The following is a 25,387-nucleotide window of genomic DNA, read 5'->3' as shown; positions in this document are numbered from 1 at the left end:
AACATCGGCAAAAAATTGCTCATTGCAGATTGAGTATTTATTTTAGTTTGATCACATTCTATTAACCTTTTGCTCTCTGAAGTCGAAAATACTCATACATTAAATAAGCAAGTTTTTGCTTAGTATCTTCTTATCAAATAAGCAGGATTTGGCTTGTTTCTATGTGTCATCCAAAATTAGATTATTAAATACAATGGCTTATGATTTGGCACTCGAATTGCTATTGATGATTTGTTGTTAATAAATGTTTGACGCAATGTAAACCTTGATCGTGAAACGACTATACACGGAGAGTAATAATGAAAATGAATAAGTTGGTTAAAGCGTTAGCTGTCGCTGTGACGTCTTTTGGTATTGCTGCGAACGCTGTGGCAGAAGAGCGTAGTTACATTCTTTCAACCGCATCGACAGGCGGTACTTACTACCCAGTCGGTGTTGCACTTGCAACCTTGAGTAAAGTGAAACTGGCACCAAAGCACCACTTCTCACTTTCCGCAATCAGCTCTGCGGGCTCTGGTGAAAACGTAAAGCTTTTAAACGAGAACGAAGCACAATTCGCCATTCTGCAAGGTCTTTACGGCGCTTGGGCATGGTCTGGTGAAGGTCCTTATGCCAAGAGTGGTCGCCAAGATCAACTGCGTTCGGTCTCTATGCTGTGGCAAAACGTTGAGCACTTCATTGTTCGTACTGACCTCGCGAAAACAGGCACAGTCAGTGACCTAAACAGCCTAGACGGTAAAAAATTCTCGATTGGTAAAAAGAACTCTGGGACCGAGAACTCTGGCCGCCAGATTATGAAAGGTCTGAAGGTAGACCCAGATAAGTTCAACCTTGCATTCATGGGCTACGGTGGTAGTGCGAGCGCACTTCAAAACGGCACCATCGATGGCATGAACACCCCAGCAGGTGTGCCAGTTGGTGCGGTAACCCAAGCTTTTGCCGCATTGGGTAACGATATCTCGATCCTTTCGTTTAGCGATGAACAAATCAAAGAAGCCAACGGCAACTACAGCCTATGGACCAAGTACGAGATCCCTGCGAACACCTATCCAGGTTTGGATAAAGCTGTTACAACCATTGCACAGCCAAACTTCTTGGCGGTTCGTGAAGACATCTCAGAAGAAGACGTTTACCAGCTAACTAAAGCGATCTACGAGAACCTGCCATTCCTGCAAGGTATCCACAAAGCCACCAAAGCAATGGCAATTGAGAAAGCGATTGCTGGCTTGCCAGTGCCTCTTCACCCAGGTGCGGCGCGTTACTACAAAGAAATGGGCATCGAAATCCCATCTGACCTAATGGCGAAATAACGCCAACTTCGCCCCGAGTTTCGGCTTGGGGCATTTTATCCCCACCGATTTCTAAGATGGAAAAAGCCGCCAGAGCTTGGAGTATGAGATGAGCGACTCAATAGAAAAGGAATTGCAGAAGTTTGAGCTGCCTACGCGCACTGATTTTCCGTGGGTAACCACCACAATCACGGTGTTTGGCGTAGTACTGTCTGCTTTGCACATTTGGTTTAATACCTTATCGACGTTACCGGAGTTATGGATTTCCGCGACCCACTTTGCGGGGTTTGCGGTGATTTGTGCACTCTGGTATCCGGCTCATCTCTCTCTCAAGCAGAGCAAGATTGCGCTTGGCATCGACGTCTTGATTGCCATGGGCGCGGTTGCGTGTTTACTCTATATTCCTTATGCCGAAGACGCGTTATATGAACGTGGAGTTAAGTTCGTCACCAGCGATTGGGTCTTCGCCATCATGGCAATTTTGATTGTTATTGAATTGATTCGACGCACCATGGGCTGGTTTATTCCGGTGCTGATCGTGGTGTGTTTGAGTTACGTTGTACTGTGGGGTAAGTGGGCAACGGGCATTTTCCACTTTCCGGGGTTGAGCATGGAAACCTTGCTCTACCGCAGCTTCTACTCATCGGAAGGCATGTTCGGCTCTATCTCCCGCATCAGTTGGACATTCGTGTTCATGTTCATTCTGTTTGGGGCGTTTTTAGTGCGCTCCGGCGTAGGGGATTACATCATTAATGTTGCGCGTGCGGCGGCAGGAAAAGTCATTGGCGGTCCCGGTTTTATCGCTGTGATTGGATCGGGGTTGATGGGCTCAGTGTCGGGGTCAAGCGTAGCCAATACGGTCTCTACGGGGGTGATCAGTATTCCGCTTATGCAGAAAGCCGGCTTTCCTTCGCGCTTTGCTGCAGGGGTAGAGGCGGCGGCGTCGACAGGTGGACAGCTCATGCCACCCGTGATGGGCGCGGGGGCTTTCATTATGGCGTCTTACACCCAAATCCCGTATGTCGACATCATTGCGGTGTCATTTGTCCCTGCGTTGATTTATTTCCTATCGGTTGGCTTTTTTGTACGCATCGAAGCAAAACGCAGTGGCGTACAAAAAATTACCACCAGTGATCAGTCGCTGCTTAAAGTACTGGTTAGCGGTTGGCACAACCTGATTCCTTTGGCAGTGCTGGTGACTTTGTTAGTACAAGGTTTTACACCCACTTATGCCGCGGGCCTTTCAATCATTTCTGTTGTGGTGGCCTCTTGGTTTTCCAAAGACCACAAAATGGGACCTAAAGCGGTCATCGAAGCGTTGTCTCAAGGGGCGAAAAACATGGCGACCACCGCCGTGCTTTTGGTGGGGATTGGCTTGGTGATCAACGTGATCAGCACAACGGGCATCGGCAATACGTTCTCCTTGATGATTGATGGCTGGGCGAGCGGAGACCTATTTATTATGATCGTCCTGATTGCACTTGCTTCTTTAGTGTTGGGGATGGGGCTGCCAGTGACGGCGGCTTATATCGTGCTGGGTACGTTATCGGCTCCTGCGCTTTACCAGCTGATCGCCGAAAGCCAACTGTTAGAACTGATGGTCTCGGGACAACTGCCAGAGCAAGCCAAAGCTATTTTTATGCTTGCTGCGCCAGATAAACTTGAGCTGCTTAATGCACCAATGGGATTAGAAACCGCGAAAGAAATGCTAGCGCTCGTGCCTGCTGATTTTATGGAGACCTTATTAGAGCAAAGCTTAGGTATTGAAGCAGTAGGTTTGGCATTGTTGGCTGCGCACCTCATTATCTTCTGGTTATCGCAAGACAGCAACGTAACCCCACCAGTGTGTTTGACCGCCTTTGCTGCGGCGACTATCGCCAAAACACCACCAATGCGCACCGGTTTAATGGCATGGAAAATAGCGAAAGGTTTGTACCTTGTTCCACTACTTATTGCCTACTCTGGCTTGGTCAGTTGGGATGTAACCTCGGTGCTGACCGTTGGCTTTTTCGCCATCATCGGTACTTACTCGCTCATTGGTGCGATTGAAGGCTACCTAGAAGGGCCGCTGAACATTCTGCTGCGACTGGTGCTTTTGGCGATAGGGGCATTATTGGTGTGGCACGACATTCCAATATTACTGCGTGTGGTAAGCTGCGCAGTGTTTATCGCAATCTTTGTTCACAGTGATCGCACATTCAAATGGCAACAGTCTCAATCATCGGTGTTATAAGAGGTCGTATGAAATCAGTCTATGACTACATTATTGTTGGCGGCGGTATCGTGGGGGTTTCCACTGCTTGGCAGTTGCAGCAGCGTCACCCAAACCGTTCTATTTTATTGGTGGAGAAAGAATCTGGCTTTGCTCAGCACCAGACAGGACACAACAGTGGAGTAATTCACGCGGGGGTTTATTACGCGCCGGGCAGCCTAAAAGCCAACTTTTGTAAGCGCGGCGTTGAGCGAACCGTCTCGTTTTGTGCCGAGCACAATATCCCGGTTGAGAACTGTGGCAAGTTACTGGTCGCCACCAATAAGCAAGAAGTCGAGCGCATGAAAGCGCTCTATGAACGCTGTCATGTCAATGGAATTGACGTAGAACTGTTTGATGAGGCTCAGTTGAAGTTGGCCGAGCCAAATATTACGGGGTTAGGCGCAATATATGTTAAATCCACCAGTATTGTTGATTACCGTTTAGTGACCGAACAAATGGCGACAGAGTTTCAAAAGCTCGGCGGACAAATCAGCCTGAGAACCAAGGTTATCGCGGTGGAAGAAAAACAGAAAGAAGTCGAACTGACTTGCCTTTCTGACGGCCACACTCTTCAGATCAGCGCAAAGTTTTTGATCACTTGTAGCGGTCTGATGGCTGACCGTATGACTAAGATGATGGGTATTCCAACCGATTTTCAAATCATTCCATATCGTGGTGAATACTACCGCTTAGACAGCAAGCATGATCAGGTGGTGAATCACCTTATTTATCCCATCCCTAATCCGGACTTACCTTTCTTAGGCGTTCACTTAACACGCATGATTGATGGCTCAGTAACCGCTGGGCCAAACGCTGTACAAGGTTGGAAGCGAGAGGGTTACGGCAAAGTCAATTTTAACTGGCAAGATACAGTTCAAATGCTCACTTTTCCAGGGTTTTGGAAGGTGACACAGAAGCATTTAAAAACGGGGTTGGAAGAGTTTAAAAATTCGTGGTGGAAGCCAAGCTACCTCAAGTTGGTCAATAAATATTGCCCCACTATCCAAGTAGAAGATTTAAAGCCGTATCCTGCGGGGGTTCGCGCACAAGCGGTGCTATCAGACGGGACCTTGGTTCATGACTTCTTATTCGCAGAAAGCGCAAGAAGCCTACACGTGTGCAATGCACCATCCCCAGCGGCGACATCGGCCATGCCAATTGGGGAGTACATTTGCGATAAGGTGAATGAGAAGGTTGGGACGGTATAAATCCGCAAGGCGATCAGTCAATCGCCTTTTTAGGCAGTTTTTCGTATTATTCTTCGGTCTCTTTCGGGCAGAGCGCCCCTTTTTTGGCATGTCTTTCAATCATGTAATCGCCTCTGGCGCTGTGAAAGACCATCGCGTTCCATACTTGACCGTCTTGTAGCTCGAACTCAAACGCATAATGGGTACCAGCGGCCATTTGAGTTCTGACCTCATTGATGGCTTTTAATTTATCGGTCGCATTCATTTGATAAAGCACCATGCTGAGAGAGCGTTCAGCAGCGGGAGTTGCTTTAGCCATCTGCCAGCCGCCAGAGAGTTCTTTGGTTGGATAACAAATTGATTGCATCTTATTTTTCATGGCAGATGACATTTGGTTACTCACGGCGAATGCGTTGTGTGCCAACGTGAGACTTGCCAGAGAAATCATGATTGCCCAAGACCGCTTTAAAGTCATAAAACCACTCCATTGCTTTATTATTCTTGATTGAGTATAGACCCTAAAGCCTCCAACATGCATGTATTAGAACGCTGTCACTGATTTGTACACTTTATTAACGATTTTTGCGTTATAACGATCTCGCCTTCACATTGTCATCCCGCCGTTATGTCGGGATGAGCAGGGCTGTTTGGTTTACATGATGGCACTTCGTATTAGAGCACTAATGACAAACAAGGCCATCACGCTTGCGAACCAAATAGCAATGAACCATAACATCGGTTTTAACTTCATCAGTGATACCCCTCTCCTTGTTTCATTTTGCCGCGGAAAACCCAGTAAGAATAAGCCGTGTAGGCAATAATCAGTGGCAGTAAAACCACAGTACCTGCCAGCAAGAAAGTTAAGCTTTTATCTGGCGCTGCAACTTCCTGATAAGTGAGGGCGAACGGAACCAAATAAGGAAAAGTACTCACACCAAATCCCATGGCTGAAACAAGAAATAAACCAATGCCCAATATATAAGCTCGAACGGCTTTATGATCGAGTAAGGATTTAAACAGTTGCCAAATGATAATCGCGGCGGTAACGGGGATGATCAAAAAAAGCAACGAGTTTGGCAATGAGAACCAGCGCTCAAAGATGATCTCATGGCTGAGCGGTAACCAAAGGCTGGCGATGAATATACAGGCGACCATCGCAAGCCCCCAACGTCTGGCGATAACGTAATAGCGTCCCATCAGCTCTTCAGGCAGTTTGATTAGCAACCAGCATGAGCCGAGTAAGATATAAGCACATACGAGGGCGATACCACAGAACAGACTAAATGGTGTCAGCCAATCGAACCATCCTCCTGCATAAGATCTGCCACTGACTTCAATACCTTGCAGCAGTGTCCCAAGCATAATGCCTTGCATTAGCGCTGCGGTCAGTGAACCAATGAAGAAAGCACTGTCCCAAAGAAACTTGCCGCGTTGGGTTCTGAAGCGGTATTCAAAAGAGACGCCTCGTAAAATTAATCCAAGCAGCATCAGAATCAGTGGGGCGTACAGTGCTGGCATAATGACTGCATAGGCGAGAGGAAATACGGCAAAAAGCCCGCCACCGCCAAGTACCAACCAAGTTTCGTTGCCATCCCACACAGGAGCGATGCTGTTCATCATCATGTCGCGTTCGTTATCGTCGTTAGCGTTAAGGAAAAGAACGCCAATGCCGAGGTCAAACCCATCTAACACCACATAAATGAGGACCGCGAGCCCAATTAAGGCGTACCAAATTAATGCATAATCCATGAGTCTCTCTCCTAGGTAAGATGATTAGAATGAGTAATGACATCGGTGTCGCTACCATCAGGAAGTCGGCTATTTAACCCTTCCTCATAGCGAGTCGGTGATTTACGCATTAAACGCAGTAGATAGAAAAAGCCAGCCCCGAAAACCACAAAGTAAACGACGATGAACGCCGTCAAAGAGACACTCACCGCGGCGGCGTCAATAGGTGACGCTGAATTGGCGGTGGTTAAGAGCCCGTACACGGTATAGGGTTGACGGCCGACTTCTGTTGTAATCCAACCCGCTAAAACCGCGATAAATCCAGCGGGCGCAAACAGCACACAGATACGATGCAACGCTCGAGATTCATAAAGTTTGCGGCGTTTCCTTAGCCACAGGCTCCATAAACCAATCGCTAACATGAAAAATCCAAGTGCGACCATGACACGAAATGACCAGAAGACGATGGAGACGGGTGGGTGTTGTTCTTCTGGGAACGCATCTAAACCTTTAACTTCGCCGTTTAAATCATGGGTCAAAATCAAACTGCCGAGTTTCGGAATTTCTAACGCATATTCCATGCGTTTTTCTTCGTCATTGGGAATCCCAAATAGAATCAATGGCGCACCTTGATGTGATTCATAGTGTCCCTCCATTGCGGCAACTTTAGCTGGTTGATGCTCCAGCGTATTCAGCCCGTGCATATCCCCCGCGAATATTTGAATTGGCGTGACGATTGCAGCCATCCACATCGCCATTGAGAACATAATGCGTGCTAAAGGATTATGCTTAGCTTTGAGCAAGTGGTATGCGGCTACGCCGGCGACGACAAAGGCTGTTGTGAGGTAAGCCGCCAAAAGCATATGAACGAGGCGATAAGGGAAAGACGGGTTGAAGACGATAGCCCACCAATCTTCAGGAATAAATTGCCCAACCTCGTTGATACTGTATCCGGCTGGTGTTTGCATCCAACTGTTGACCGACAGTATCCAAAAGGCGGAAAGAAACGTCCCAAATGCAACAATACAAGTTGCCGCGAAGTGGAGCTTCTTACCCACTTTATCCATGCCAAACAACATGACACCTAAGAATCCCGCTTCGAGGAAGAAGGCAGTAAAGACTTCATAGCCCATAAGAGGGCCAAGGATAGGGCCAGTCTTATCTGCAAATACGCTCCAATTCGTCCCGAACTGGTAGCTCAACACGATGCCACTGACGACACCCATACCGAAACTGATGGCGAAAATTTTGAGCCAGTATTTGTAGATTTGCATGTAGTGCTTGTTGCCAGTTTTGAGATACAAACCTTCTAGTACTGCGAGGTAGCTCGCAAGGCCTATCGTGAAAGCTGGAAAAATGATGTGGAAAGAAACGGTGAAGGCAAATTGGAATCGTGCTAAATCGATAGCTAGTGTATCCATGGGTATTCCCTTGTTGAGGTCGAATCGTCTGTTCGCCGAGGGATAACTATTTGGCACAAGATCGACGAACATTATTCAGTACGGAGGATGGCAACAAATGGATTAAAAAAACGATCGCTTTTTGCGTGAGTGCGTAACAACTCTTAAATAAAGGAGGGGTTACCATGAGCCTTAAACACTACTTTGAGAAAGCGACACCCAAATTTGAACCTGGTGGGAAGTACCACAAGCTCTACCCACTTTTCGAAGCTGTCGAAACCATTTTTTATACGCCCGGAAAAGTGAATCAGGGTAGGACCCACGTGCGAGATAGCATTGATTTAAAACGCATCATGATCATGGTGTGGTTGGCGGTTTTCCCCGCGATGTTTTGGGGGATGTACAATATAGGTCAGCAATCCAGTGATGCACTCTTATATGGCTTGGATCAAGCGGCAGCACAACAAGCGTTGGCTGCTTCGTGGCAGCTTAATTGGGTGTGGGGGTCGTTAGAGGCGGTTTCACAAGCGAGCTGGGCGAGTAAAATGTTGCTCGGTGCGACGTATTTTCTGCCCGTGTACGCGACGGTGTTCATTGTTGGTGGTTTTTGGGAAGTGTTGTTTGCGATTGTGCGTAAGCACGAAGTTAATGAAGGCTTTTTCGTTAGTTCCATTCTTTTTTCTTTAATCCTTCCTCCTACTATCCCCTTATGGCAAGCCGCACTGGGTATTACTTTTGGCATTGTTGTGGCGAAAGAAATTTTTGGTGGTACGGGACGTAACTTTTTAAATCCAGCACTGGCTGGGCGTGCCTTTTTGTATTTTGCTTATCCGGCCAATATGTCTGGTGGGGCCGTTTGGGTTGCAGCGGATGGTTATTCTGGGGCAACACCACTCAGTCAATGGTATGAAGGTGGCCAAAGTGCGCTGATGAATAACATGACAGGCCAGTCCATTTCGTGGCTGGATGCATTTGTTGGTTATTTACCCGGGTCAATGGGGGAGGTATCGACATTGTTTATTGTGCTAACGGGCTTAGTTCTTATTTTCATGAAAATAGCGTCGTGGCGGATCGTGGCGGGAGTATTGACTGGTTTAGCAGTCGCTTCACTGTTACTTAACGCGATTGGGTCGGAGTCCAACCCTATGTTCTCGATGCCTTTCTATTGGCACTTTGTTATTGGTGGCGTTGCGTTTGGTACTTTCTTTATGGCGACCGACCCGGTCTCTGCCGCATTCACTAATGGTGGGAAATGGGCTTACGGTATTTTAATCGGTGTGATGACGATTTTTATTCGGGTTTTAAATCCGGCCTACCCAGAGGGCATTATGCTGGCCATTTTGTTCGCTAATTTGTTTGCGCCTCTGTTCGACTACTTGGTGAAAGAGAGCAATATTAAACGCCGAATGAAACGTACCAGATCGGCTTAAATGAGCGTTAAGGTTAAGCCGATGAACTTTAATGTACCGAATTATTTGTTGATACTAAATTCAGTGTGATTCGTACGAATTGTTCATCTTGGTACTGCACGTCGTAATTGAACGTGCCGCTGGCGTAAATGCTGCCAAGGAATAAAGCTCGTTGGCTCATTGGGCCACGGAAAAGCATCGAAATCGGGGTGGTTAGGGCGTTATTATCGTCGAAATGTTGATTTAAGTTTTCGGAGAGTACGCATAGTAAGCAGCCGAGTTGATCGTGCGATAAGTCGACATCTTCTGGTCGTGATAATAATACCGTTGTACCCAGTTTTTTCTCGATTTCGTTGAGCAACAGCAGGTAGCTATCTAAATCAGGTTGAGGATTACTTGGTTTATCGGCATCAACACAGCGTTCAAGTAAGGCTTCAAGGTTACCATTCTCGCCTTTTGCCTGTTGAGTCAACGACTTTAATGGTTTTTTTATCAGTTTATAGCGATTACTTTTCAGCTTAGGCTTAAGCCACTTTTGTAGTAGATCGTTACGTTCTTTTAAGGGGATCGTGCGTGGTGACGAGTGAATTTTAAAATGCAGGTGCAATAAAGCGTGAACTGCAAGCTCACTCAGAAGTTGGTTAGCATCTGTAGATTGTCTTGCCTGCTTAGAACTTTGCATTACACTCGAATAAAATTTGAGAAGAAGGATAATGGTGCCGAGAGAGGGACTCGAACCCTCACACCAAAGGCACTAGCACCTCATGCTAGCGTGTCTACCAATTTCACCATCTCGGCATCATGATGCTCTGTATTCACAGAGGCCTCAAAAAGAAGCACCACAGATTGTATAACCAAAATCCATCTGTTGGCGAGCGTAAAATTGCGTATTTTTAGTTTTTTGAATTCGACTGCGTATTTATTGGTCGTTTTGTTTTTTTTATCAACAATAATCGTCTCAATACCCTTTCTGTTGGTGTTGATATTGGCATAAGGTTCGACACCTCCATGAATTTGACCCTCTTTAATTCTGGGTCATGAATATCATGAATGTTTCTTTATATTTTATTTCCCATCAGTGCGTCCTGTTTAAGTAGCAATTAAAATAACGTGTGTTTTTGTCTTTCAAAGCGAGTGTTGATGATATTTTCCGGCTTTTCATTTATCACTAAAAAGTAAAAGGGCCAGCTCCGTTGTTTCTGGCCCCTAACTTATAATGATTTTCTAAGGAGCATCACCGAGGTTAATTGGTTGGCATTGGTAATATCTCAAACATGCCGTCGAACTTATCCAAAGAGTCGTTCAAATCATCGAGCAGCGTAGTATTACCTTTTAAAGTGACTTTACCTTGCTCGACGAGCTGCTCTAATGTGTTTTCACCTAATACTATCGAGGTGAGATCTACCTTATCCAGTATGACACTAACATCAACGTTTGGTACTTCCTCTACTTGAATACTAGACATATTGGCGTTGGATACCTCTTCGTAGTCATGCTCGTTATGAAGTAGGTATTAATTAACTTTACTGTATTGTGTTGATTATTTTGTTGAAAAAATAGCTGGTGCATTTTGAGTTTACTTTGATGCTTTTTTTTCGTCATACATGTTTTTGTCTGCTTTGGATATCGCGGAGTCGAGAGAAAACTCTGGTCCATCGATGATATATTTACCTATCGATGTGCCGATACGAATCTTTTTACTTCCGGTATATACTTGATCGTTTAATGCATTCTCAATTCTTGTAATCACTTCAGAAGTGTAGTGCTCTGCCTCTTGTTTATTGTCACCAACACTCCCCAAGAACACGACAAATTCATCGCCACCATACCTAGAGACGAGATCAGTGGTGCGCACACTATTTTTTATGCGGTTGCCCACTTCACGTAAGATATGATCGCCCGTTGTATGGCCATGGTCGTCATTTATTTGCTTAAAATCGTTTAAATCAATAAAAAGCAAAGATGAAAAAGAATTTTCGTTGATCTTTTTCTTTAAGTCATGCTGTATGCTTTCAATCAGTCCTCGTCTATTTAAAAGCTCAGTTAATTCGTCCATACGAGCTTGGCGATGCGCTCTTTTCTCAAGTTCTTTTTGTTTGGTGATATCTGTGGATATTCCTAGGATTGCTACCACTTCGTTGGTTTTTTCAGAGCTATAAATTGGGGACTTCATCTCTAAATAAATTCTTTGCGTGCCATCGGCATCTTTAATGAAAATCTCTTCTCTGGTGGTTTCGCCTTCAATCACTCTGGCATCGACGCTTGTCAAAAGCTCAACGGCTTCTGTCGGGAAAAAGTCAGAATCTTGTACATTACCGAAATCTTCCTTCTTAATCCCCATTAACTGCAAAGCTAAGTGGTTGGCGTAAAGATATCTCGAATTTCTATCTTTAATAAATACGTAAGTTTCCAGATGATCAAGAGACTGTATTAGATCATCTAGATTAACCCCCAATCCCCCTAGTTCAAGATGCATTGCGGCCTCCAGAATGCAGAAAAATGCTTCACTTATATAATAATTATTGTCTATGCTTTTTGGTTATTTTATCACATTTGAGAATATTTACTCGTGTCGAGTCCCTTCTGATGGGGGTGAGGCGCGTAAACAATTCATTGCTTTAATAATAGTACTTAGAATCGGTGATGGTTTGGTAGTTACTTCGAGAATGGTAATTGAGAGTGTAACTCACTGTGGTCTTTTTTTTGGCTCTATTAGGCTACTCCAAATGGTGTGTACTGCCTACGGTACTTTCCAGCTCAAGAATAGATTGGCGTACGTGCTCAGGAATGGCTGTCTTCTTATTGTTTTTAAAATCGAACATAACGCCCGTTGCCGTCGCAACGGTAACAATTTTGCCCCACTTTTTACTTAATGCTTGGTACTCCATGGTAATTCGGTCTTCTTGCATATCGACGACACGAGAACCAACCAGCAACGTGTCTGGGTAGGTAACCGGAAGTTTGTAACGGCATTGAGTTTCGCTAAGAACAGGCCCAATTTGTGTCGTTTGTAGATCGACCAGAAGGTCGGTGTTATTGAAATAATCTAAACGCGCCGTCTCGAAGTAGCGGAAGTAGACGACGTTGTTGACGTGTTGTAGTGCATCCATCTCGCCCCAAGCGACTTTAATTTCCGTTATGACGGGAAAGTCTTTTAACAATGTGTCCATACTTGTTTTCCTTTTCATTCACTTAGCCACAAATGCGGAGTGGCTTGTCATTTTGGGTATTTATTCTAAATGTAATTACTTGGTATGTAATAAAGTTGTTTTTAAAGTGTGAAATGGAATGGTGAGTTTGTATGTAAACTAAAAACTTTACATAATCAATTTGAAAGCGTAAGTTTAACTCAGAGCTGCCAAAGGAGGTGCCTGATGACAGAGGTGAAAGGCTTCAATCTTGCGAAAGTTGATAAACGAATCGATTGGACAGGAGAACTGTTCAGCCTGAGAGTATCTGAGGCGCCACTTTCCTTTAAAGCGGGCCAATTTACAAAGCTTGCTTTACTCAATAGTGAAGGCAAGCCGATCAGTCGCGCTTATTCGGTCGTGAATGCGCCTAGTGAACAATTTGATTGGCTGGAATTCCTGATCGTATCCGATCTGCAAGGGCAACTTTCTCCGAGACTACAAAACCTTAACTCCGGTGACAGCATCTATATAGGGGAAACTGCACACGGGGACTTAATTCATGACTCAATACCTAAGCAAACTCATGATCTTTGGTTATTATCCACTGGTACCGGGATTGGACCGTTTCTCTCATTGCTTGACGACATAAATCTACTTCCTCATAACGAGCGGATTGTGCTGGTCCATGCGGTTCGATATGAAAAAGACTTGGTCTACAAATACCTCATTGAACAATTGCAACAACGATACGAGGGGAGGCTGAAGTACATCCCAATAGTCAGTAGGGAAATGGTAGATGGTAAGTTGCGAGGGCGGATTCCTGAATTGATCGAGTCTGGTGTCCTGTCCAATACGGCTGATGCCCCATTCTCTGCTCAACGGAGTTTTGTCATGATGTGTGGGAATCCACAAATGATCAAAGATACCTTACCGGTCTTACAAGATCTTGGTTTGGAGAAGTATCGCCCTAAAACGGGGGGCAATATCATTTATGAGCGCTATTGGTAGCGTTTAAATTGGGTATGATGCGATCAAAAAAGCCACATAACGTGGCTTTAAATATCGAGGCAGTCAATAATCATTATTGTTGGTTAACGTACGTTTTAAAGCGAGCTTTGGTATCGGCATCCGCTTTTTGATACCAGAAGTGCAACATCTCTTCTGCCGTTGAATCAGTTTGAGTGTGCTTCATCTCTTCAGGACTGTTTGCTGGAAGTGTTACTGGTTGAGCGACTACAGCACCAGCAACCGCGATTGCAGCAACGCCACCCGTTTTATTGTAGTCTTCGACTTCACGAATGTAGTCGCGCCCGATTTGCATGCCGGGCTTAATGAGTTTGTCTTGCTTAACAGCGATGGTTTGACCTGAGGCATCAACCAGTGTCCAATCTAATTGTTTGATCTTTTCTTCCGCATCGCGAAGGTTGCGGTATTTAGGAAGCTGTAGGGTTAATTCTGCATTGGCAGCGTCAAATCTTGTGACAATAGCATCACTTTCGACACTTAGGCGGTCATTACCTTGGTTAAAGTACGGCGTAAAGCGAAATACGATTTGGTTAACGCCATCTGGTAAGGTGAGTATTCTTTCTGAGGCGAAGAACCCACCAGAAAGCTCGGCTTTTTCACCATTAGCGGCTAATACTGAAACGTCGTCAGGAACACTCACGGTTACATCTGCGAATGCCATGCCACTCATTGCGAGAGCAAGCGCACAAGTTAAAGGCTTGATCAATTTCATTGTTTTTATCCTAAGCAAATTAGTGGTCATTGAGAGTGCATCGTTAACTGCCCGATTGCAACTCTCAAGGGTAAGAAGTATGAAAATTTAACAAGAACGTCATTTTTATCGTATTTATTACGGCGAAACTGTGATCCAAATAGAATCAAACCGCTGCAATAAAGCGGGTTGACATCATAACTTATGAGCTTGATTTCTTTCTAACTTATTGATTTATTATATGCCTGCGCCGTGTCCAGGCTCCGATTGGTCGTTAGAAGCGTCTTGTTGTACTGCCATTTCTTCTCTCTGTTGCGCTTTCTCGATGCTCAACCACCAAACGAACAACTCATACCAAATCGCAAGGATCACCGCCCCCAGAAATAAACCCACAATGCCATAGAACAGCATACCACCAATAGCACCAAGCAGGATAACAGGCATCGGCACGTCTACCCCACGCCCCATGAACATTGGTTTGAACAGGTTCTCTGAAAGTGCTGCCACCACGACCCAGACGGTAAACATAGTTGCCGTGCTTGTGTCTTGAGTCATGTACATGAAGCCAATCACTGGTAGTACGGCAAGCAGCGCCGGTAGCTGAGCGATACACAAGATCATCAGAATCAGAGTGAGCAAACCAGCTGCAGGCACGCCAAATACGAAGAAACCAGCACCGATCAATAGTGCTTGAATCGCCGCAACCCCAACCACGCCAAGCAGTACGCTTTTAATCGTTGCCGCAATGAGCGTGGTCCAGCTTTTGGCATTGTCACCCGCGATACGAATAGCGATGGTTCTAAGACCCGACGCTGCTGATTCAGAGTACGTCATAAAACCTGCGGCAATCGCAAGCGACAAAATCGAAAGCAACAAGCTACCCAATACACCGCCAAGTGTTTCTAGCAACGAGGTTAATGCGGTTTTTATCTGCGGCATAAAGGTGTCGATTGCTTGTTCAAGGTTCGTCGCAAAGAGCATCCAAGCCTCATAGAGTTTATCACCGATGACGGGCCAGTCCGCAACCGAAGGTTTTGGAGCAGGGATGTTCACCTCGCCATTTTGCAGTACATTCAGAGCATGTGTTGCGCCATCCACAATAGAGCCAGACACCATAACCAATGGTGTGACTAAGAGTGCAATACCAAGTAAAGCAATCGTCGTGGCTGCCAATCCCCTACGACCACCATAAACACGTTGTAGCTTTTGGGTTAATGGCATTAAAGCGACCGCTATAATTGCCCCCCAAATCACTGGCAGGATGAAAGGCTTGATGATGTCGTATGTAAACATCAGCAACACAAAGATCAAGCCAATACGTATAGCTGATTCCAGCATGTTACTAATGAAAAGTTTACTTTCATTTCTTTCCGATTGTTTATCCATTTTTGTTTACCTGATGTTCAATGTTGGAACTGACGAGACTTGAAACAACAATCGCCATATAAAACACACCTGTAATGGCTTCTAAATACACCACAACCTGAGCCAGAGGCGTGAGTGGGCTGATATCACCATAACCAAGCGTAGTTAAGGTGACGAAACTAAAATATGCGGCATTGGAGAAATTCTGTCCCCAAGAGATGGCTTCCATTCCTGTGAAGGAGTTTGGTGAGAACTCTAGAAGAATGAGATAGGCAATCGCCCACATCAAACCTAGCAGTAAGAAAAGCGCGACCGAGCCAATCACTTTGTTGCTATTGACGTGGCCAGTGAAGAGGATTTGTCTTGTAATGGATTTAAAGGTGCCAAAGAAGAAGGCAAAAGTGAGCGCAAGCATTACCACATTCATCTCTTTGATGTTGAACATGGTCTTAATCCCAATAACTAACACCCATATGACGAAAAGGGTGTAGAGAAAATGAGACCAGGCTTTATCTAATCGAAGGCTGACAAAGCAGACAATGAAGGTAAGAACCGTAAAGGCTTGCAAGAGATGTTCTATTGTTCCTTCGCCAACCACTTGTGTCATGGCGCTCCCTAGCAACAAAATGACCAACGACAAAGTGAGATAGAAGAAGTTGTTTTCTTGATTAATATTTTTGAGTTTTTTACCAATGCGCATGCTGTTTCTCACTTCGTTGTCATTCATTTTTTTCGGATGAATCTTTCATTACCATGATGGAGGCAGAAAGCCCGAATCGAAGCTCGACACCTTCAGGAAGCGCTTGGATGGCAATTCGCACTGGAATGCGCTGCGCTAAGCGAATCCATTGAAATACAGGATTCACGTTGGGAAGAAGGTTGTAGCCAACCGTGCCGTCTTTAGGCGCAATTCCCCAACCGATAGAGTCCACCGTTGCGTTAATTGGTGTGTCGGGGTGAGACATCAGCGTCACACGTGCTTGGCTACCTGATTCAATGTGCGCTAATTGGTTTTCACGGAAGAAACCAAATACCCAGAAACTGTTTTTGTCGATCAGCGCGAGTAGCGGTTGGTTCGCCACCGCTTGTGTACCGTTTCGAATGTCAAGGTTAGAGACAAAACCATCGACGGCTGCGTAGACGTTGGTGAAGCTGAGATTGAGACGCGCTGACTTCAATTGCTCTTTTGCGGATTTGATTTGCAGCAGTGATTCTTCGTAAGCGATTTCACGACGAATCAGATCCTTGTGAGAAACCGCTCCGCGGTCTTTGGCGCGAATGTCTTTAAGGCGGTCGTATTCGATTTTTTTACCGCGAGAGCTAACAATGGCGCGTTCTAGTGCCACTTCGGCTTGAGACAAAGCAATTTGGTAAGTGGCTGGGTCGATTTCAAACAGTAAATCGCCCGTTTTCACTGCTTGGTTGTCTTGCACCGCGACATTCACAATTGGGCCTGATACACGAGGCGCCACTTTGATAACGTTGGCGCGCACTTGGCCATCACGTGTCCATGGGTTATTAAAATACTCTTCAAACTTTTGATAGCCGAGCCAAGCTGCGCCACCAAGAATGACAAGATTGAGTGCGATTACGAATAGTTTCTTCATCTTGTTTGGCACCTAAAATTGAATATAAAAGCTGTCAATGGCCACCACATAACCGACCATGATGGCAATAAACGTCAGAGACGGGAAAGCGATGAAGCGAGACAAACGGGTCTTGTTTAATATCATTACTGTTATCCACGTTGCCGTGACGGCGAGAAAAAGCACCAATAGCATCGGAGAAAAGTAAATGTCTCCCCAAGAGAGTTCATGAGGCATTAGCGATCCTCCATTTTTTTCTTATCACTGGTCTCGGCCGGTGTTTCGAGACGTAAAAGCGGCAATACGCGGTTTTCTTCATGTAAATAACCATCCCAATCAGTACGCTCTGTCATTTGCTGTGCGATGGTTTCATTAAGGAATGGCTTACCGGTTTGGGTTTGCCAGCCACCACTGAGGGCTTTGTAGAGTGCGACAACTTGGTTCGCGACGTTCCCTTTGATCGTTGCGTAGCTGTCTTCTGCGCGGGTCATTTTCTCGACGGAATTCAGCAGACGTTCGAAAGAGATTTGGCCGTTTTCGTATTGCGTCATGGAGATGTTGAACGCACGAATGGAAGCGTTGACTGATTGCAAACGTAAATCTTTTTGCTGTAAATACAGGTCATACGCTTCAATGGCATTAGTGACTTCATTAACGGCTTGAAGCACTTTTTTGTTGTAGTTGGTCAGCGTTTCTTGAAAGCGAGCATCTTCGAAACGAATGTTATTTTTCACGCGTCCGTATTGGAAAATATTCCAACTGAATGTTGGACCAACCACCATGGTGAGTGAATTGCTAAAACTGAAACTGTTGCCGTCGGGAACCGTACTGTCGATACCGATGGAACCGAACAATGAAAAGCTTGGGTATAGCGCGGTTTCTGCGACGCCAATCTGTGCACTCTGCGCGCGAGCTTGCATTTCAGAGACTTGTAAATCCGGGCGGCGCATGACTAAGTTCGCATCCACTTGGGCATTTAGCGGTGGTGGGCGCGGCACAATAGAGCGCTCGTCGCTGCCCGATAGCGCCGATTTTCTACCTGTCGATTTGAACTGTGCTTCGTACTCGGCAATTTGCTTGTGCATTCCATCTGATTGCAGCTGCTCGTCTACTTCTTCCGGTAATACACCTAGTAACAACGCCAACGCGGTACGTGATTGTTTCATCGCGATTTCAAGACTCGGTAATGCCGCTTTGGTGGTGTAGAGCTGGTTTTTCGCTTGTTGGACGTCCAGTTCCGTCACGTTACCGGAATCAAACTGCACCTGTGTAATGCGGACGACACGCGCTTGAATTTCGATGTTGCGACGAGACAGCAAAATGCGCTCTTGGAACGTGCGATAGTTGATGTAGTTACGCGCCACTTCAGCGGTGATGGTGACCATGATGTCGTGATACGACGCGATGGATGCGTAATAACCCGCTTCTGCCGACTCAATACCACGAGCGTACTTGCCCCAAACATCCATTTCCCACGCGGCATCAAACGATAAAGCGGCGTTGTTCACGCCTTGATCATTTACGTAGGCACGCGCTAGATTTCCTGACACGGTTTGAACCTGCGGGTATTGCAAGCCCGTCGAAATGCCAAGCAATGAACGCGCTTGGACAATACGCAGCCCAGCGGCTTCTAAATCCAGATTTTGCTTGCTCGCCAACTCAACCAATTGATTCAGCGTCGCGTCGTTAAATTGTTGCCACCACTGTTGTAATTGTTGCTCGGATTGTTGTGTGTTTTTGGCTGATTTTTGCACCGACCAATCACTTGGCAATGGCGCTGGCTGTGGATGGGCATAATCTGGCCCCACAGTGGTACACGCAGTGAGCCCGAGCAGAGAAAATATGACAAGGCTTGGTTTCGTTAGTTTTGGAAGCATCATATCCTCAGCTTTAAAACCGCTTCTGTTGTAAGTTCACCCAGTCGATATCCTCATAAGTTTGTTTGCAATGCTTGATCGCTTCGAACACGTTCCGTTTTAAATTCAGCAAGATATAAAAACCGGCTATCTCTGAATAAGCGTAGTCAGATAAATCCAAGTCACTAAAAAAACTTTCCAGTTTATCTTCGAATGATTGGTAATCCTGACTGTATTGATCGAATACGGAGTTGAGCGCTTGTGTTGCTTGATGACTGGTCAAAGCGCCCGCCATCAAAGGAATGATGGCATCGCGGTGTTGCTGGCGAAGCTGAGTAATCAGCGGATTGGACAGCAACTTTTTCTCTGCCGCCATTAAGATGTTGATGTGATTGCTCAGCACATCACACGCTTTACTGAAAGCGCTAATGGCTTCTGGCGTGGTTTGATCAAAGTGTTTGTGGTTGATTTTCGACCCCCACACTTTGAGCTTTTTCGATGAGACGTTGAGCGTCACCAAGTGCAATGCACGTTTGATTGATGTGAGAACCGGACTAGATTGCTGCTGATAGGTGGCAAACAGCTCTCGAATATGCCGAAAGTAGCGCTCTTTGATGGTTAAAAAGAGGTGTTCTGGTCGTGAGCTAAACGGGAAGTAGTGCGCGAAAATGATCATGAATACCACCATGTAGAACAGCAGCATGATCGTCATTAGAACTTCGAAGTGATAGAGCATGTTGTTGCCCAAACCGAGAACAAACAAGCCCACCATGTAGAAAATCGTCACTGGCCCATTAAACAGATAAAAGCCGATAAAGGTGTAGATAAAGATGAACAGGCCAAGTTCTAACCCGAGATCCAACTGCGGGAGAATGAACACATAAGAAGGAACGGCGAATAAGAAGCCAAACGTGAACAGCACAAGCAGTAAAATGGGATGCACAGGCACGAACGACAGCAGAGACATAAACATGGTCGAGAAGACCACAAATGAATAGCCACTCGGCGGATTGAAATAAATCCAAATCAATCCAGCGATCCAATAGGTGACAAAGGTTTTGACTGCAGTCTTAAAGTTTTCTGCATCCCACCACAGAAACTGACTTTTCGGTTTCGGAAGCGGCACGTCAAAGGAGACATTGTTCGTCACGGAATCTATGCAACTAATACTCTCTGCCAAACGCGACAAATTTTGATGCAATAGTCCCAAGAGATATCCCAAAGTAAGCGCAGAACCTTTAGCGAGATGTGGTGCCTCTTCAAGCAATGTTTGGCTGTATTCGACTTTGAACTTTTGAGCACGAAAAGCGGGCTCTTTTTCGTCCCAGACTTGTTGGCAGGTATCAAACAGAGCATAAATTTCCGCAATGGCTTGATCAAAGTTGCTGATGCTTTCGCGGTCCTGCTGGTGGCTAAAATGACTGTGCGCCGCGACGGTCAATTGTTGTGTTACCTGCTTGTTCAAATGAACCGCCAATCGCCACTCTTTGATGTAGGCCGATACATCGCTGCATTCCACACTGACCGTGGCAAAACGCTGTTCGAGCGCATTTTGGGCGGCAAACATCTGCTCAATAAGGTCGTCCACACTGAGTTGCGTTGCACTCGCTTCTGGATTCTCTTCCGTGCTCTCTTGAGGTGATGATTTTTGCTCGAAATTTTGCAAGATAGCCGTGAACAACGCGCGTTGTGCTTGGTTGAGTTGTTCGATGAGCTGTCTTAGATTTTGTTCTGTTTTAGTCGGGAATAAGAACGTTCCCACGAGCGTGTAAACCACCACCCCAAACACCGTCATGTAAGCGCGGTCAACGCCATAGAGAAACGCGCCTTCTGCATCACCGCCATTGGACATCATCAGTGTCATGACGCCCGTCAACATGAGTAGCGTTGGATCTTTTTGATAGGCGTTACGGAAATAAAAAATGAAAGAAACCACAACTGACACGCTCAGCATGTATAGCAAGCGGTCTTGAGCAAACAACCCCACCAGTAACAAGCCAACGACTGCGCCAACCAACGTACCGCACACACGCAAGGTCCCTTTGGCGAGCGATTCACGACGACTGCCAGTGGATGCTATCAGCATTACTGTGGTTGCGGCCGTCGATGCTTGCGGCCAACCCATGGAAAACGGGATCAGATAAGCCAGAGTGAGGCTAAGCGATACTTTTATAGCGAATTTTATTTTGTCGTTCATAGGTCAAAGTGTGCTCAGGCTTATCATTATAAGTCGATGAATTTTTTAAATTAATAATCAGAGCATTGCTCTGAGTTTTGCTCGTTTAAAAAGCATAGGTGATGAATGGATATTTGAGAGGAAAGTTATTGCTTTTTATCGGCTTGCTGACTCTTTGCTCGTTTTTTTGGACCGAGATAAAGAACCAAAGAGATGCCATCAACAATGATGGCACTGGTAAAAAGGTCGACAGCCACAGAAGTATGGGGTCACTGTAGCGTCAAACGACCTTTTCATTTATTAATAAAGTGATGAATGAGAACCATCAAATTTACTAATAACTTGAAATAGTGTGAGAAAACGAGGTATTAGCCAGAGAGTTACAATGGCTGGCATGGTGTCTCGTACAAAGATTTGATGGTGTTTTTTAGCCACAACAATTTGGGATTGTACGCATTGCGCTTATGCCAGATCATCGTAAATGGAATCAGTAACTTGTCTTGCTGAGGTTTATCCAGCGGAATGGGTAAACAAACCAAATCGAGATGCAACTTCTCCGTATAGCTTTTGCAATAGTGGGGGGCGGTGGTGATCATGTTGTGAGTTGGTTGCGCTGCCATGAAGAGTGACTGCTCAAAGTTGGACATGGTCAGGCCGATACAGCGTTGTAAACCTTGTTCAGTCAATACTTCATCTAATGCCCAAGTCTCACTTTTCTCCCACACAATATTGATGTGCTGATAACTTAAAAATGTGTCGAGAGTCCACGCTTGCTGCAAGGCTGGGTGATCTTTATGTAAGTACACCATGGGCAGATCGTAAAACAGAATCTCGAAATCCAAGAAGTACGGCAGCAGCCCCAAAGACTCCTTCGAGCGAGGATGGCTTTCTCTTCCTGTAAAGCCAATATCTGTCTCGCCACGAATAATAGCGTCGAGGGAATCGTAGTCCCAATTGCTAGTTTTTATTTTCGCTTCAGGATACCGCTGGTGGATGGCCACAATGAGCCTATCCAATACGGTGAGAACCAAAGGTGACTCAATTGTCAGATCAAAACGCACACCTTTGGAAATGATATCGCTGCGCTTCTCCGCGATTTGACTGCCAATTTGTAGCCATTCTGCAAGATCTTGCTCCATACTCTGCGCCAAAGGCGTTGGCGCGAGTCCTTTGGGGGTTTTGATAAACAAAGGATCGTCGAACCAATGGCGCAGTTTATTTAACGACTTACTCACCGTGGAGGGCGTCACATTTAGCTTTCTTGACGTTTTTGAGACACTTTGCTCTTGCAGTAGCAGTTGTAGAGTAAACAGTAGGTTTAAATCAAGACGCGCTAGTGACTTCTTCATAATGGCTTTCGTGAACTGGATTTGGAATCAATAGTATTAGAGCAAGGCTGATTACGCTACCTAACACCAAAATAAATACCAACATATTCAGAGCACTAACGCCAATGAACCCCATAAACCAAATATAAAAGGCCGAGCTACAAACTTGAGCAATACCGAGCAATGAACTTGCCATGCCTGCTTGTTGAGAGAATGGGCTGAGCGCTTGACTCATGACCACGCCAAAGCCAGTCGCAAAGCCCGCGCAAATCAACCCAAGTCCAATTAAATAGTAAATTGATGGCCCGTTGTAGAAATGTGCAACGCTAAGCACGATAGCAGCGCAAGCAAGCAGTATTTGGGACGTGACCATCAATGTTTGTTGTTTAAAAATGGAGAGCGCCAAGGGTGCCGAGAACGAAATGAGCATACTAATGGTTGCCGTGCCTGCCATTACAGAGGAGTAGCCGCCGCGATCAAAACCAAGCATATTCATTATTAAGATAGGTGACGTGTTCACAAAGGTAAGAATGGTTGTCACCCCAATTGCGGTAATAACGAGTCGGCTCATAAAGAAGCGTTCGAAGAAGATCTCTTGATGGTTCTCCGAGCCCGTATTCTCTTCTGAAACCTGAACCTGTAAAGATTCTTTCAGGACAAAAATTGAAAGCAAACTCACGAGGATGCCCATTCCTGCCATGGTAGTAAACAGGCTCGGCCAAGGAAATTTCAGCATGATCAAGTGCCCAACCACAGGTGCAATCACAGGAATGATGCAGGTGATACCATTTAGCATCGACAACACTTTTGCACGGCGCTGGTCATCCAATGTGTCGCGTAAAATTGCGAAAGCGACAACGTAACAAGAACCCGCGCCAATCCCTTGGATGAAACGCGCGATTAAAAAAGTATTGGGTTGTTCTGCCATCCCTCCAAGCAAAGAGGCCAAAACAAAAATCACAGCACCAACGACCGCCACAGGTTTTCGGCCAACGGAGTCGGCAATTTTTCCCGCAAACAACATCGTGGTTGCCATGCCTGCCAAATAGATTGAAAACGCGATATGCAATTGCGATTCACTTGCATTAAGATCTGCCGCAATTTGAGGTAAACCTACAAGATATAAATCAATGGCAGTAGGGTAGAGTAAAACAAGAGCAAAACTACAAAGTAAAAAACGGGACATGGAAACCTCTCTATTGAATGCGAAGATAATAGAGTGCTAAACGTTTGCCTGCGAGTGGGAAATACGACACTAGGTATTTCTATTTACGACATACCCTGTATAAACTGAGCATAAAGGCAGCAGGAGAAGATGACCATTACCATTACCATCTCAGCAGTGAGGTTTCTATATCGAATGCCCTCGAGATAGGAAGGGCGGAGCATTCGATAATCTGATCATTAACTTTCAAATGAAAGCTTGTCACTAAACACGTTTTACCAATCTTCCCCGAATACGCGCTGCGTTGGATTGAAGCAGGGAACGACGAACTGGCCGATCGCCCTGCGGTAAGCGAAGAAGACAAACAAAGCATTCACGTCATGGCCGTAGCCCTATCGGTGATGGCGACGCCAGTATTAGTTGGAGTTGTTGTGATTGTTTTGGTCGGTAAAGCAGCAAATGGGACGTATCTCTTTTGCTGTGATTTCTGTTGTGGGAAAGTTCAAAAATAAGAAAAATGTGACTCTCTGTTTGTATCCAGCCGTATACATCAAAAAGGTCATAAAAATCGGTGTTGCAACATGAACAGAATTCACCCCAAAAAATTATTAAACAGCAAATGGACTGCGACTTCTCCTAGGCATAAAGAGAAGCATTTTGTGGTCACGGAAATGGAACTTGATGAAGAGGGCTACGTGGTAAGGTGTGTGATCGAAGCGATCATGAGTAGGCGAGAGCAGGAGATGGACTGGCAAGAGCTGAAAGATCCGACACAATGGCGACAAGGTTGGAAGTGAGTGGTTTTATTGAGAGCTTCCTTTTACTTGATGATGAAAAGCGGGTGTTCTACCGATAGGCAATGGTCTAAGTATCTGCTACGTTGAGTTTGTTCATTATAAAATAAAAGGAATGACTATGATCGACTTCGAAAATTCCTCTGTGTTTAAGCTTAAACCGATAGAGATCTCAAAGGTTAGGGAAGATTTTCATAAGTTTCTGATTGATGGTGAGTCAGTGTTTGCAGGGTTTAAAACTGTTCGTGACCAATTGATATTCACCAACAAGCGTGTCATTGCTGCTAATGTGCAAGGCATTACTGGCTCAAAAGTAGATTATACCTCTCTTCCCTACAGCAAAATCAATGCCTTTTCTATTGAGACTTCCGGAACGTTCGATTTAGATTGTGAAATCGAATTTTTTATGAGCGAGGTGGGGCGAGTTCGTTTTGAGATTAGAGGATCGTTTGACCTTATTACATTTAATCGAATGGTCAGTGAGTATGTACTCGCCTAGAGATAAGAGTGCGAAGTGTACGAAAAAGATGGAGTGTGGCGGTGAGAATATCAATCCGTCACTTTCTGTTTTTTGCTAATAAAAAAGATGAGCCAGTGCGATTGATGAAAGCGACGAGTGGGTGAAGTCAGACTCATCAAAACGATCAGGTTGCCAAAGCAATAAAGATAAAATCAATGGTGGAATCTGTTATTTAAATTAGAAAAAAGAAATAGAGAAAGCAGATAAACGCAAGCAAAGTGGCGGATAAAATAGGATAGATGATGTAAGAATCCTGCTTCTCCGTTCTCTGAAAGCACAGTGAAACGAGCAAGATATTATAAACAACGAGCAGCAGGCTTATCATGGTGCCGCTGTTAAGCGTTAAACTAGACAGTTGAGTTAGAAAAAGCGTAAGCAAGAGGTAGTCGAAGACAATTAACCATAGAAAGGCCTTCTTCAACAGGTCGCGTTTTTTGTTTTTAGGCGTTGTTATGTGCATATAGAACTCAACTAAAAAGTCA

At 45.3% G+C, this 25,387-nt stretch carries 24 protein-coding genes, 1 tRNA gene and 1 pseudogene; 7 read left to right on the top strand and 19 right to left on the bottom strand.

What is annotated here, in order from left to right:
- The first annotated feature begins 299 nt into the window (after positions 1 to 299).
- The 3 genes from AC3D28_RS16725 to lhgO all read left to right on the top strand — a co-directional run bounded on the left by AC3D28_RS16725 (position 300) and on the right by lhgO (position 4,751).
- Positions 300 to 1,310, top strand: coding sequence for a TAXI family TRAP transporter solute-binding subunit (locus AC3D28_RS16725; protein ID WP_488536750.1), 1,011 nt, complete (start codon positions 300 to 302; stop codon positions 1,308 to 1,310).
- An 88-nt stretch (positions 1,311 to 1,398) separates the two neighbouring features.
- Complete coding sequence (locus AC3D28_RS16720; RefSeq protein WP_488536749.1) at positions 1,399 to 3,522, top strand: TRAP transporter permease; 2,124 nt, start codon at positions 1,399 to 1,401, stop codon at positions 3,520 to 3,522.
- An 8-nt stretch (positions 3,523 to 3,530) separates the two neighbouring features.
- A complete protein-coding gene (gene lhgO / locus AC3D28_RS16715) occupies positions 3,531 to 4,751 on the top strand; it encodes an L-2-hydroxyglutarate oxidase (protein WP_488536748.1) in 1,221 nt (406 codons plus the stop codon).
- Between the two features lie 46 nt (positions 4,752 to 4,797).
- Here lhgO and AC3D28_RS16710 read toward each other — a convergent pair whose 3' ends face one another.
- The 4 genes from AC3D28_RS16710 to AC3D28_RS16695 form a co-directional block, all read right to left on the bottom strand.
- On the bottom strand, positions 4,798 to 5,205 hold the full coding sequence (locus tag AC3D28_RS16710; protein ID WP_488536747.1) for a cystatin: 408 nt from the start codon (positions 5,203 to 5,205) through the stop codon (positions 4,798 to 4,800).
- Between the two features lie 177 nt (positions 5,206 to 5,382).
- On the bottom strand, positions 5,383 to 5,466 hold the full coding sequence (locus AC3D28_RS16705) for a hypothetical protein (protein ID WP_373560824.1): 84 nt from the start codon (positions 5,464 to 5,466) through the stop codon (positions 5,383 to 5,385).
- A 14-nt stretch (positions 5,467 to 5,480) separates the two neighbouring features.
- On the bottom strand, positions 5,481 to 6,479 hold the full coding sequence (gene cydB, locus AC3D28_RS16700) for a cytochrome d ubiquinol oxidase subunit II (protein ID WP_488536746.1): 999 nt from the start codon (positions 6,477 to 6,479) through the stop codon (positions 5,481 to 5,483).
- 11 nt (positions 6,480 to 6,490) lie between these two features.
- Entirely contained in the window at positions 6,491 to 7,879 is a 1,389-nt protein-coding gene (locus tag AC3D28_RS16695; protein ID WP_098414291.1) for a cytochrome ubiquinol oxidase subunit I, read from the bottom strand.
- A 164-nt stretch (positions 7,880 to 8,043) separates the two neighbouring features.
- Between AC3D28_RS16695 and AC3D28_RS16690 the strand changes: the two genes are divergently transcribed.
- Entirely contained in the window at positions 8,044 to 9,288 is a 1,245-nt protein-coding gene (locus AC3D28_RS16690; RefSeq protein ID WP_488536745.1) for an NADH:ubiquinone reductase (Na(+)-transporting) subunit B, read from the top strand.
- A 28-nt stretch (positions 9,289 to 9,316) separates the two neighbouring features.
- On the opposite strand, the gene AC3D28_RS16685 is transcribed toward AC3D28_RS16690, so the two are convergent.
- From AC3D28_RS16685 to AC3D28_RS16665, 5 genes and pseudogenes are all read right to left on the bottom strand, one after another.
- Entirely contained in the window at positions 9,317 to 9,949 is a 633-nt protein-coding gene (locus AC3D28_RS16685; protein ID WP_098414289.1) for a DUF2913 family protein, read from the bottom strand.
- Positions 9,950 to 9,981: 32 nt separating this feature from the next.
- Positions 9,982 to 10,065, bottom strand: a tRNA-Leu gene (locus tag AC3D28_RS16680).
- A gap of 445 nt (positions 10,066 to 10,510) precedes the next feature.
- Positions 10,511 to 10,738, bottom strand: a pseudogene (locus AC3D28_RS16675) (alkyl sulfatase C-terminal domain-containing protein); the annotation flags it as partial.
- A 105-nt stretch (positions 10,739 to 10,843) separates the two neighbouring features.
- Complete coding sequence (locus tag AC3D28_RS16670) at positions 10,844 to 11,743, bottom strand: GGDEF domain-containing protein (protein ID WP_488536744.1); 900 nt, start codon at positions 11,741 to 11,743, stop codon at positions 10,844 to 10,846.
- Between the two features lie 241 nt (positions 11,744 to 11,984).
- Positions 11,985 to 12,437, bottom strand: coding sequence for an acyl-CoA thioesterase (locus AC3D28_RS16665; RefSeq protein ID WP_488536743.1), 453 nt, complete (start codon positions 12,435 to 12,437; stop codon positions 11,985 to 11,987).
- 204 nt (positions 12,438 to 12,641) lie between these two features.
- Here AC3D28_RS16665 and AC3D28_RS16660 point away from each other — a divergent pair, with 204 nt between their 5' ends.
- The gene (locus AC3D28_RS16660) at positions 12,642 to 13,406 is read left to right on the top strand and encodes a ferredoxin--NADP reductase (RefSeq protein WP_488536742.1); all 765 of its coding nucleotides are present in this window, start codon (positions 12,642 to 12,644) and stop codon (positions 13,404 to 13,406) included.
- A 73-nt stretch (positions 13,407 to 13,479) separates the two neighbouring features.
- On the opposite strand, the gene AC3D28_RS16655 is transcribed toward AC3D28_RS16660, so the two are convergent.
- The 9 genes from AC3D28_RS16655 to AC3D28_RS16615 form a co-directional block, all read right to left on the bottom strand.
- Complete coding sequence (locus tag AC3D28_RS16655; protein WP_488536741.1) at positions 13,480 to 14,136, bottom strand: DUF2057 domain-containing protein; 657 nt, start codon at positions 14,134 to 14,136, stop codon at positions 13,480 to 13,482.
- A 216-nt stretch (positions 14,137 to 14,352) separates the two neighbouring features.
- Complete coding sequence (locus AC3D28_RS16650; protein ID WP_488536740.1) at positions 14,353 to 15,501, bottom strand: AI-2E family transporter; 1,149 nt, start codon at positions 15,499 to 15,501, stop codon at positions 14,353 to 14,355.
- Complete coding sequence (locus AC3D28_RS16645; protein ID WP_179885594.1) at positions 15,494 to 16,180, bottom strand: potassium channel family protein; 687 nt, start codon at positions 16,178 to 16,180, stop codon at positions 15,494 to 15,496. Before AC3D28_RS16645 ends, AC3D28_RS16650 begins: the two co-directional genes overlap by 8 nt.
- A gap of 19 nt (positions 16,181 to 16,199) precedes the next feature.
- Positions 16,200 to 17,087 (bottom strand): efflux RND transporter periplasmic adaptor subunit, encoded by an 888-nt coding sequence (locus tag AC3D28_RS16640; RefSeq protein ID WP_488536739.1) that lies wholly within the window; start codon positions 17,085 to 17,087, stop codon positions 16,200 to 16,202.
- A gap of 12 nt (positions 17,088 to 17,099) precedes the next feature.
- On the bottom strand, positions 17,100 to 17,303 hold the full coding sequence (locus AC3D28_RS16635) for a DUF1656 domain-containing protein (RefSeq protein ID WP_098414280.1): 204 nt from the start codon (positions 17,301 to 17,303) through the stop codon (positions 17,100 to 17,102).
- Positions 17,303 to 18,946, bottom strand: coding sequence for a TolC family protein (locus AC3D28_RS16630; RefSeq protein ID WP_488536738.1), 1,644 nt, complete (start codon positions 18,944 to 18,946; stop codon positions 17,303 to 17,305). Before AC3D28_RS16630 ends, AC3D28_RS16635 begins: the two co-directional genes overlap by 1 nt.
- A gap of 10 nt (positions 18,947 to 18,956) precedes the next feature.
- Positions 18,957 to 21,119 carry an FUSC family protein gene (locus AC3D28_RS16625; protein ID WP_488536737.1) on the bottom strand — a complete coding sequence of 721 codons (2,163 nt, stop codon included), beginning with the start codon at positions 21,117 to 21,119 and terminating at the stop codon, positions 18,957 to 18,959.
- A 359-nt stretch (positions 21,120 to 21,478) separates the two neighbouring features.
- Positions 21,479 to 22,447 (bottom strand): HTH-type transcriptional regulator YidZ, encoded by a 969-nt coding sequence (yidZ, locus tag AC3D28_RS16620; RefSeq protein WP_488536736.1) that lies wholly within the window; start codon positions 22,445 to 22,447, stop codon positions 21,479 to 21,481.
- On the bottom strand, positions 22,422 to 23,612 hold the full coding sequence (locus tag AC3D28_RS16615; protein WP_488536735.1) for an MdtL family multidrug efflux MFS transporter: 1,191 nt from the start codon (positions 23,610 to 23,612) through the stop codon (positions 22,422 to 22,424). Before AC3D28_RS16615 ends, yidZ begins: the two co-directional genes overlap by 26 nt.
- A 560-nt stretch (positions 23,613 to 24,172) precedes the next feature.
- On the opposite strand from AC3D28_RS16615, the gene AC3D28_RS16610 reads away from it, so the two are divergent.
- On the top strand, positions 24,173 to 24,388 hold the full coding sequence (locus AC3D28_RS16610) for a TIGR02450 family Trp-rich protein (RefSeq protein WP_098414275.1): 216 nt from the start codon (positions 24,173 to 24,175) through the stop codon (positions 24,386 to 24,388).
- A 118-nt stretch (positions 24,389 to 24,506) separates the two neighbouring features.
- A complete protein-coding gene (locus AC3D28_RS16605; protein ID WP_098414274.1) occupies positions 24,507 to 24,884 on the top strand; it encodes a PH domain-containing protein in 378 nt (125 codons plus the stop codon).
- A 193-nt stretch (positions 24,885 to 25,077) separates the two neighbouring features.
- On the opposite strand, the gene AC3D28_RS16600 is transcribed toward AC3D28_RS16605, so the two are convergent.
- A complete protein-coding gene (locus AC3D28_RS16600) occupies positions 25,078 to 25,365 on the bottom strand; it encodes a hypothetical protein (RefSeq protein WP_098414273.1) in 288 nt (95 codons plus the stop codon).
- Positions 25,366 to 25,387: the final 22 nt, after the last annotated feature.

This window comes from Vibrio sp. TAP-3B, from assembly GCF_057784735.1.
This window is presented reverse-complemented; position numbering and strand designations above follow the sequence as displayed.

Bases quoted from the DNA above. Each gene is read 5' to 3' on its own strand.
- AC3D28_RS16725 (WP_488536750.1), top strand. From the start codon at position 300: ATGAAAATGAATAAGTTGGTTAAAGCGTTAGCTGTCGCTGTGACGTCT.
- AC3D28_RS16720 (WP_488536749.1), top strand. From the start codon at position 1,399: ATGAGCGACTCAATAGAAAAGGAATTGCAGAAGTTTGAGCTGCCTACG.
- lhgO (WP_488536748.1), top strand. From the start codon at position 3,531: ATGAAATCAGTCTATGACTACATTATTGTTGGCGGCGGTATCGTGGGG.
- AC3D28_RS16710 (WP_488536747.1), bottom strand. From the start codon at position 5,205: ATGACTTTAAAGCGGTCTTGGGCAATCATGATTTCTCTGGCAAGTCTC.
- AC3D28_RS16705 (WP_373560824.1), bottom strand. From the start codon at position 5,466: ATGTTATGGTTCATTGCTATTTGGTTCGCAAGCGTGATGGCCTTGTTT.
- cydB (WP_488536746.1), bottom strand. From the start codon at position 6,479: ATGGATTATGCATTAATTTGGTACGCCTTAATTGGGCTCGCGGTCCTC.
- AC3D28_RS16695 (WP_098414291.1), bottom strand. From the start codon at position 7,879: ATGGATACACTAGCTATCGATTTAGCACGATTCCAATTTGCCTTCACC.
- AC3D28_RS16690 (WP_488536745.1), top strand. From the start codon at position 8,044: ATGAGCCTTAAACACTACTTTGAGAAAGCGACACCCAAATTTGAACCT.
- AC3D28_RS16685 (WP_098414289.1), bottom strand. From the start codon at position 9,949: ATGCAAAGTTCTAAGCAGGCAAGACAATCTACAGATGCTAACCAACTT.
- AC3D28_RS16670 (WP_488536744.1), bottom strand. From the start codon at position 11,743: ATGCATCTTGAACTAGGGGGATTGGGGGTTAATCTAGATGATCTAATA.
- AC3D28_RS16665 (WP_488536743.1), bottom strand. From the start codon at position 12,437: ATGGACACATTGTTAAAAGACTTTCCCGTCATAACGGAAATTAAAGTC.
- AC3D28_RS16660 (WP_488536742.1), top strand. From the start codon at position 12,642: ATGACAGAGGTGAAAGGCTTCAATCTTGCGAAAGTTGATAAACGAATC.
- AC3D28_RS16655 (WP_488536741.1), bottom strand. From the start codon at position 14,136: ATGAAATTGATCAAGCCTTTAACTTGTGCGCTTGCTCTCGCAATGAGT.
- AC3D28_RS16650 (WP_488536740.1), bottom strand. From the start codon at position 15,501: ATGGATAAACAATCGGAAAGAAATGAAAGTAAACTTTTCATTAGTAAC.
- AC3D28_RS16645 (WP_179885594.1), bottom strand. From the start codon at position 16,180: ATGCGCATTGGTAAAAAACTCAAAAATATTAATCAAGAAAACAACTTC.
- AC3D28_RS16640 (WP_488536739.1), bottom strand. From the start codon at position 17,087: ATGAAGAAACTATTCGTAATCGCACTCAATCTTGTCATTCTTGGTGGC.
- AC3D28_RS16635 (WP_098414280.1), bottom strand. From the start codon at position 17,303: ATGCCTCATGAACTCTCTTGGGGAGACATTTACTTTTCTCCGATGCTA.
- AC3D28_RS16630 (WP_488536738.1), bottom strand. From the start codon at position 18,946: ATGATGCTTCCAAAACTAACGAAACCAAGCCTTGTCATATTTTCTCTG.
- AC3D28_RS16625 (WP_488536737.1), bottom strand. From the start codon at position 21,119: ATGAACGACAAAATAAAATTCGCTATAAAAGTATCGCTTAGCCTCACT.
- yidZ (WP_488536736.1), bottom strand. From the start codon at position 22,447: ATGAAGAAGTCACTAGCGCGTCTTGATTTAAACCTACTGTTTACTCTA.
- AC3D28_RS16615 (WP_488536735.1), bottom strand. From the start codon at position 23,612: ATGTCCCGTTTTTTACTTTGTAGTTTTGCTCTTGTTTTACTCTACCCT.
- AC3D28_RS16610 (WP_098414275.1), top strand. From the start codon at position 24,173: ATGAACAGAATTCACCCCAAAAAATTATTAAACAGCAAATGGACTGCG.
- AC3D28_RS16605 (WP_098414274.1), top strand. From the start codon at position 24,507: ATGATCGACTTCGAAAATTCCTCTGTGTTTAAGCTTAAACCGATAGAG.
- AC3D28_RS16600 (WP_098414273.1), bottom strand. From the start codon at position 25,365: ATGCACATAACAACGCCTAAAAACAAAAAACGCGACCTGTTGAAGAAG.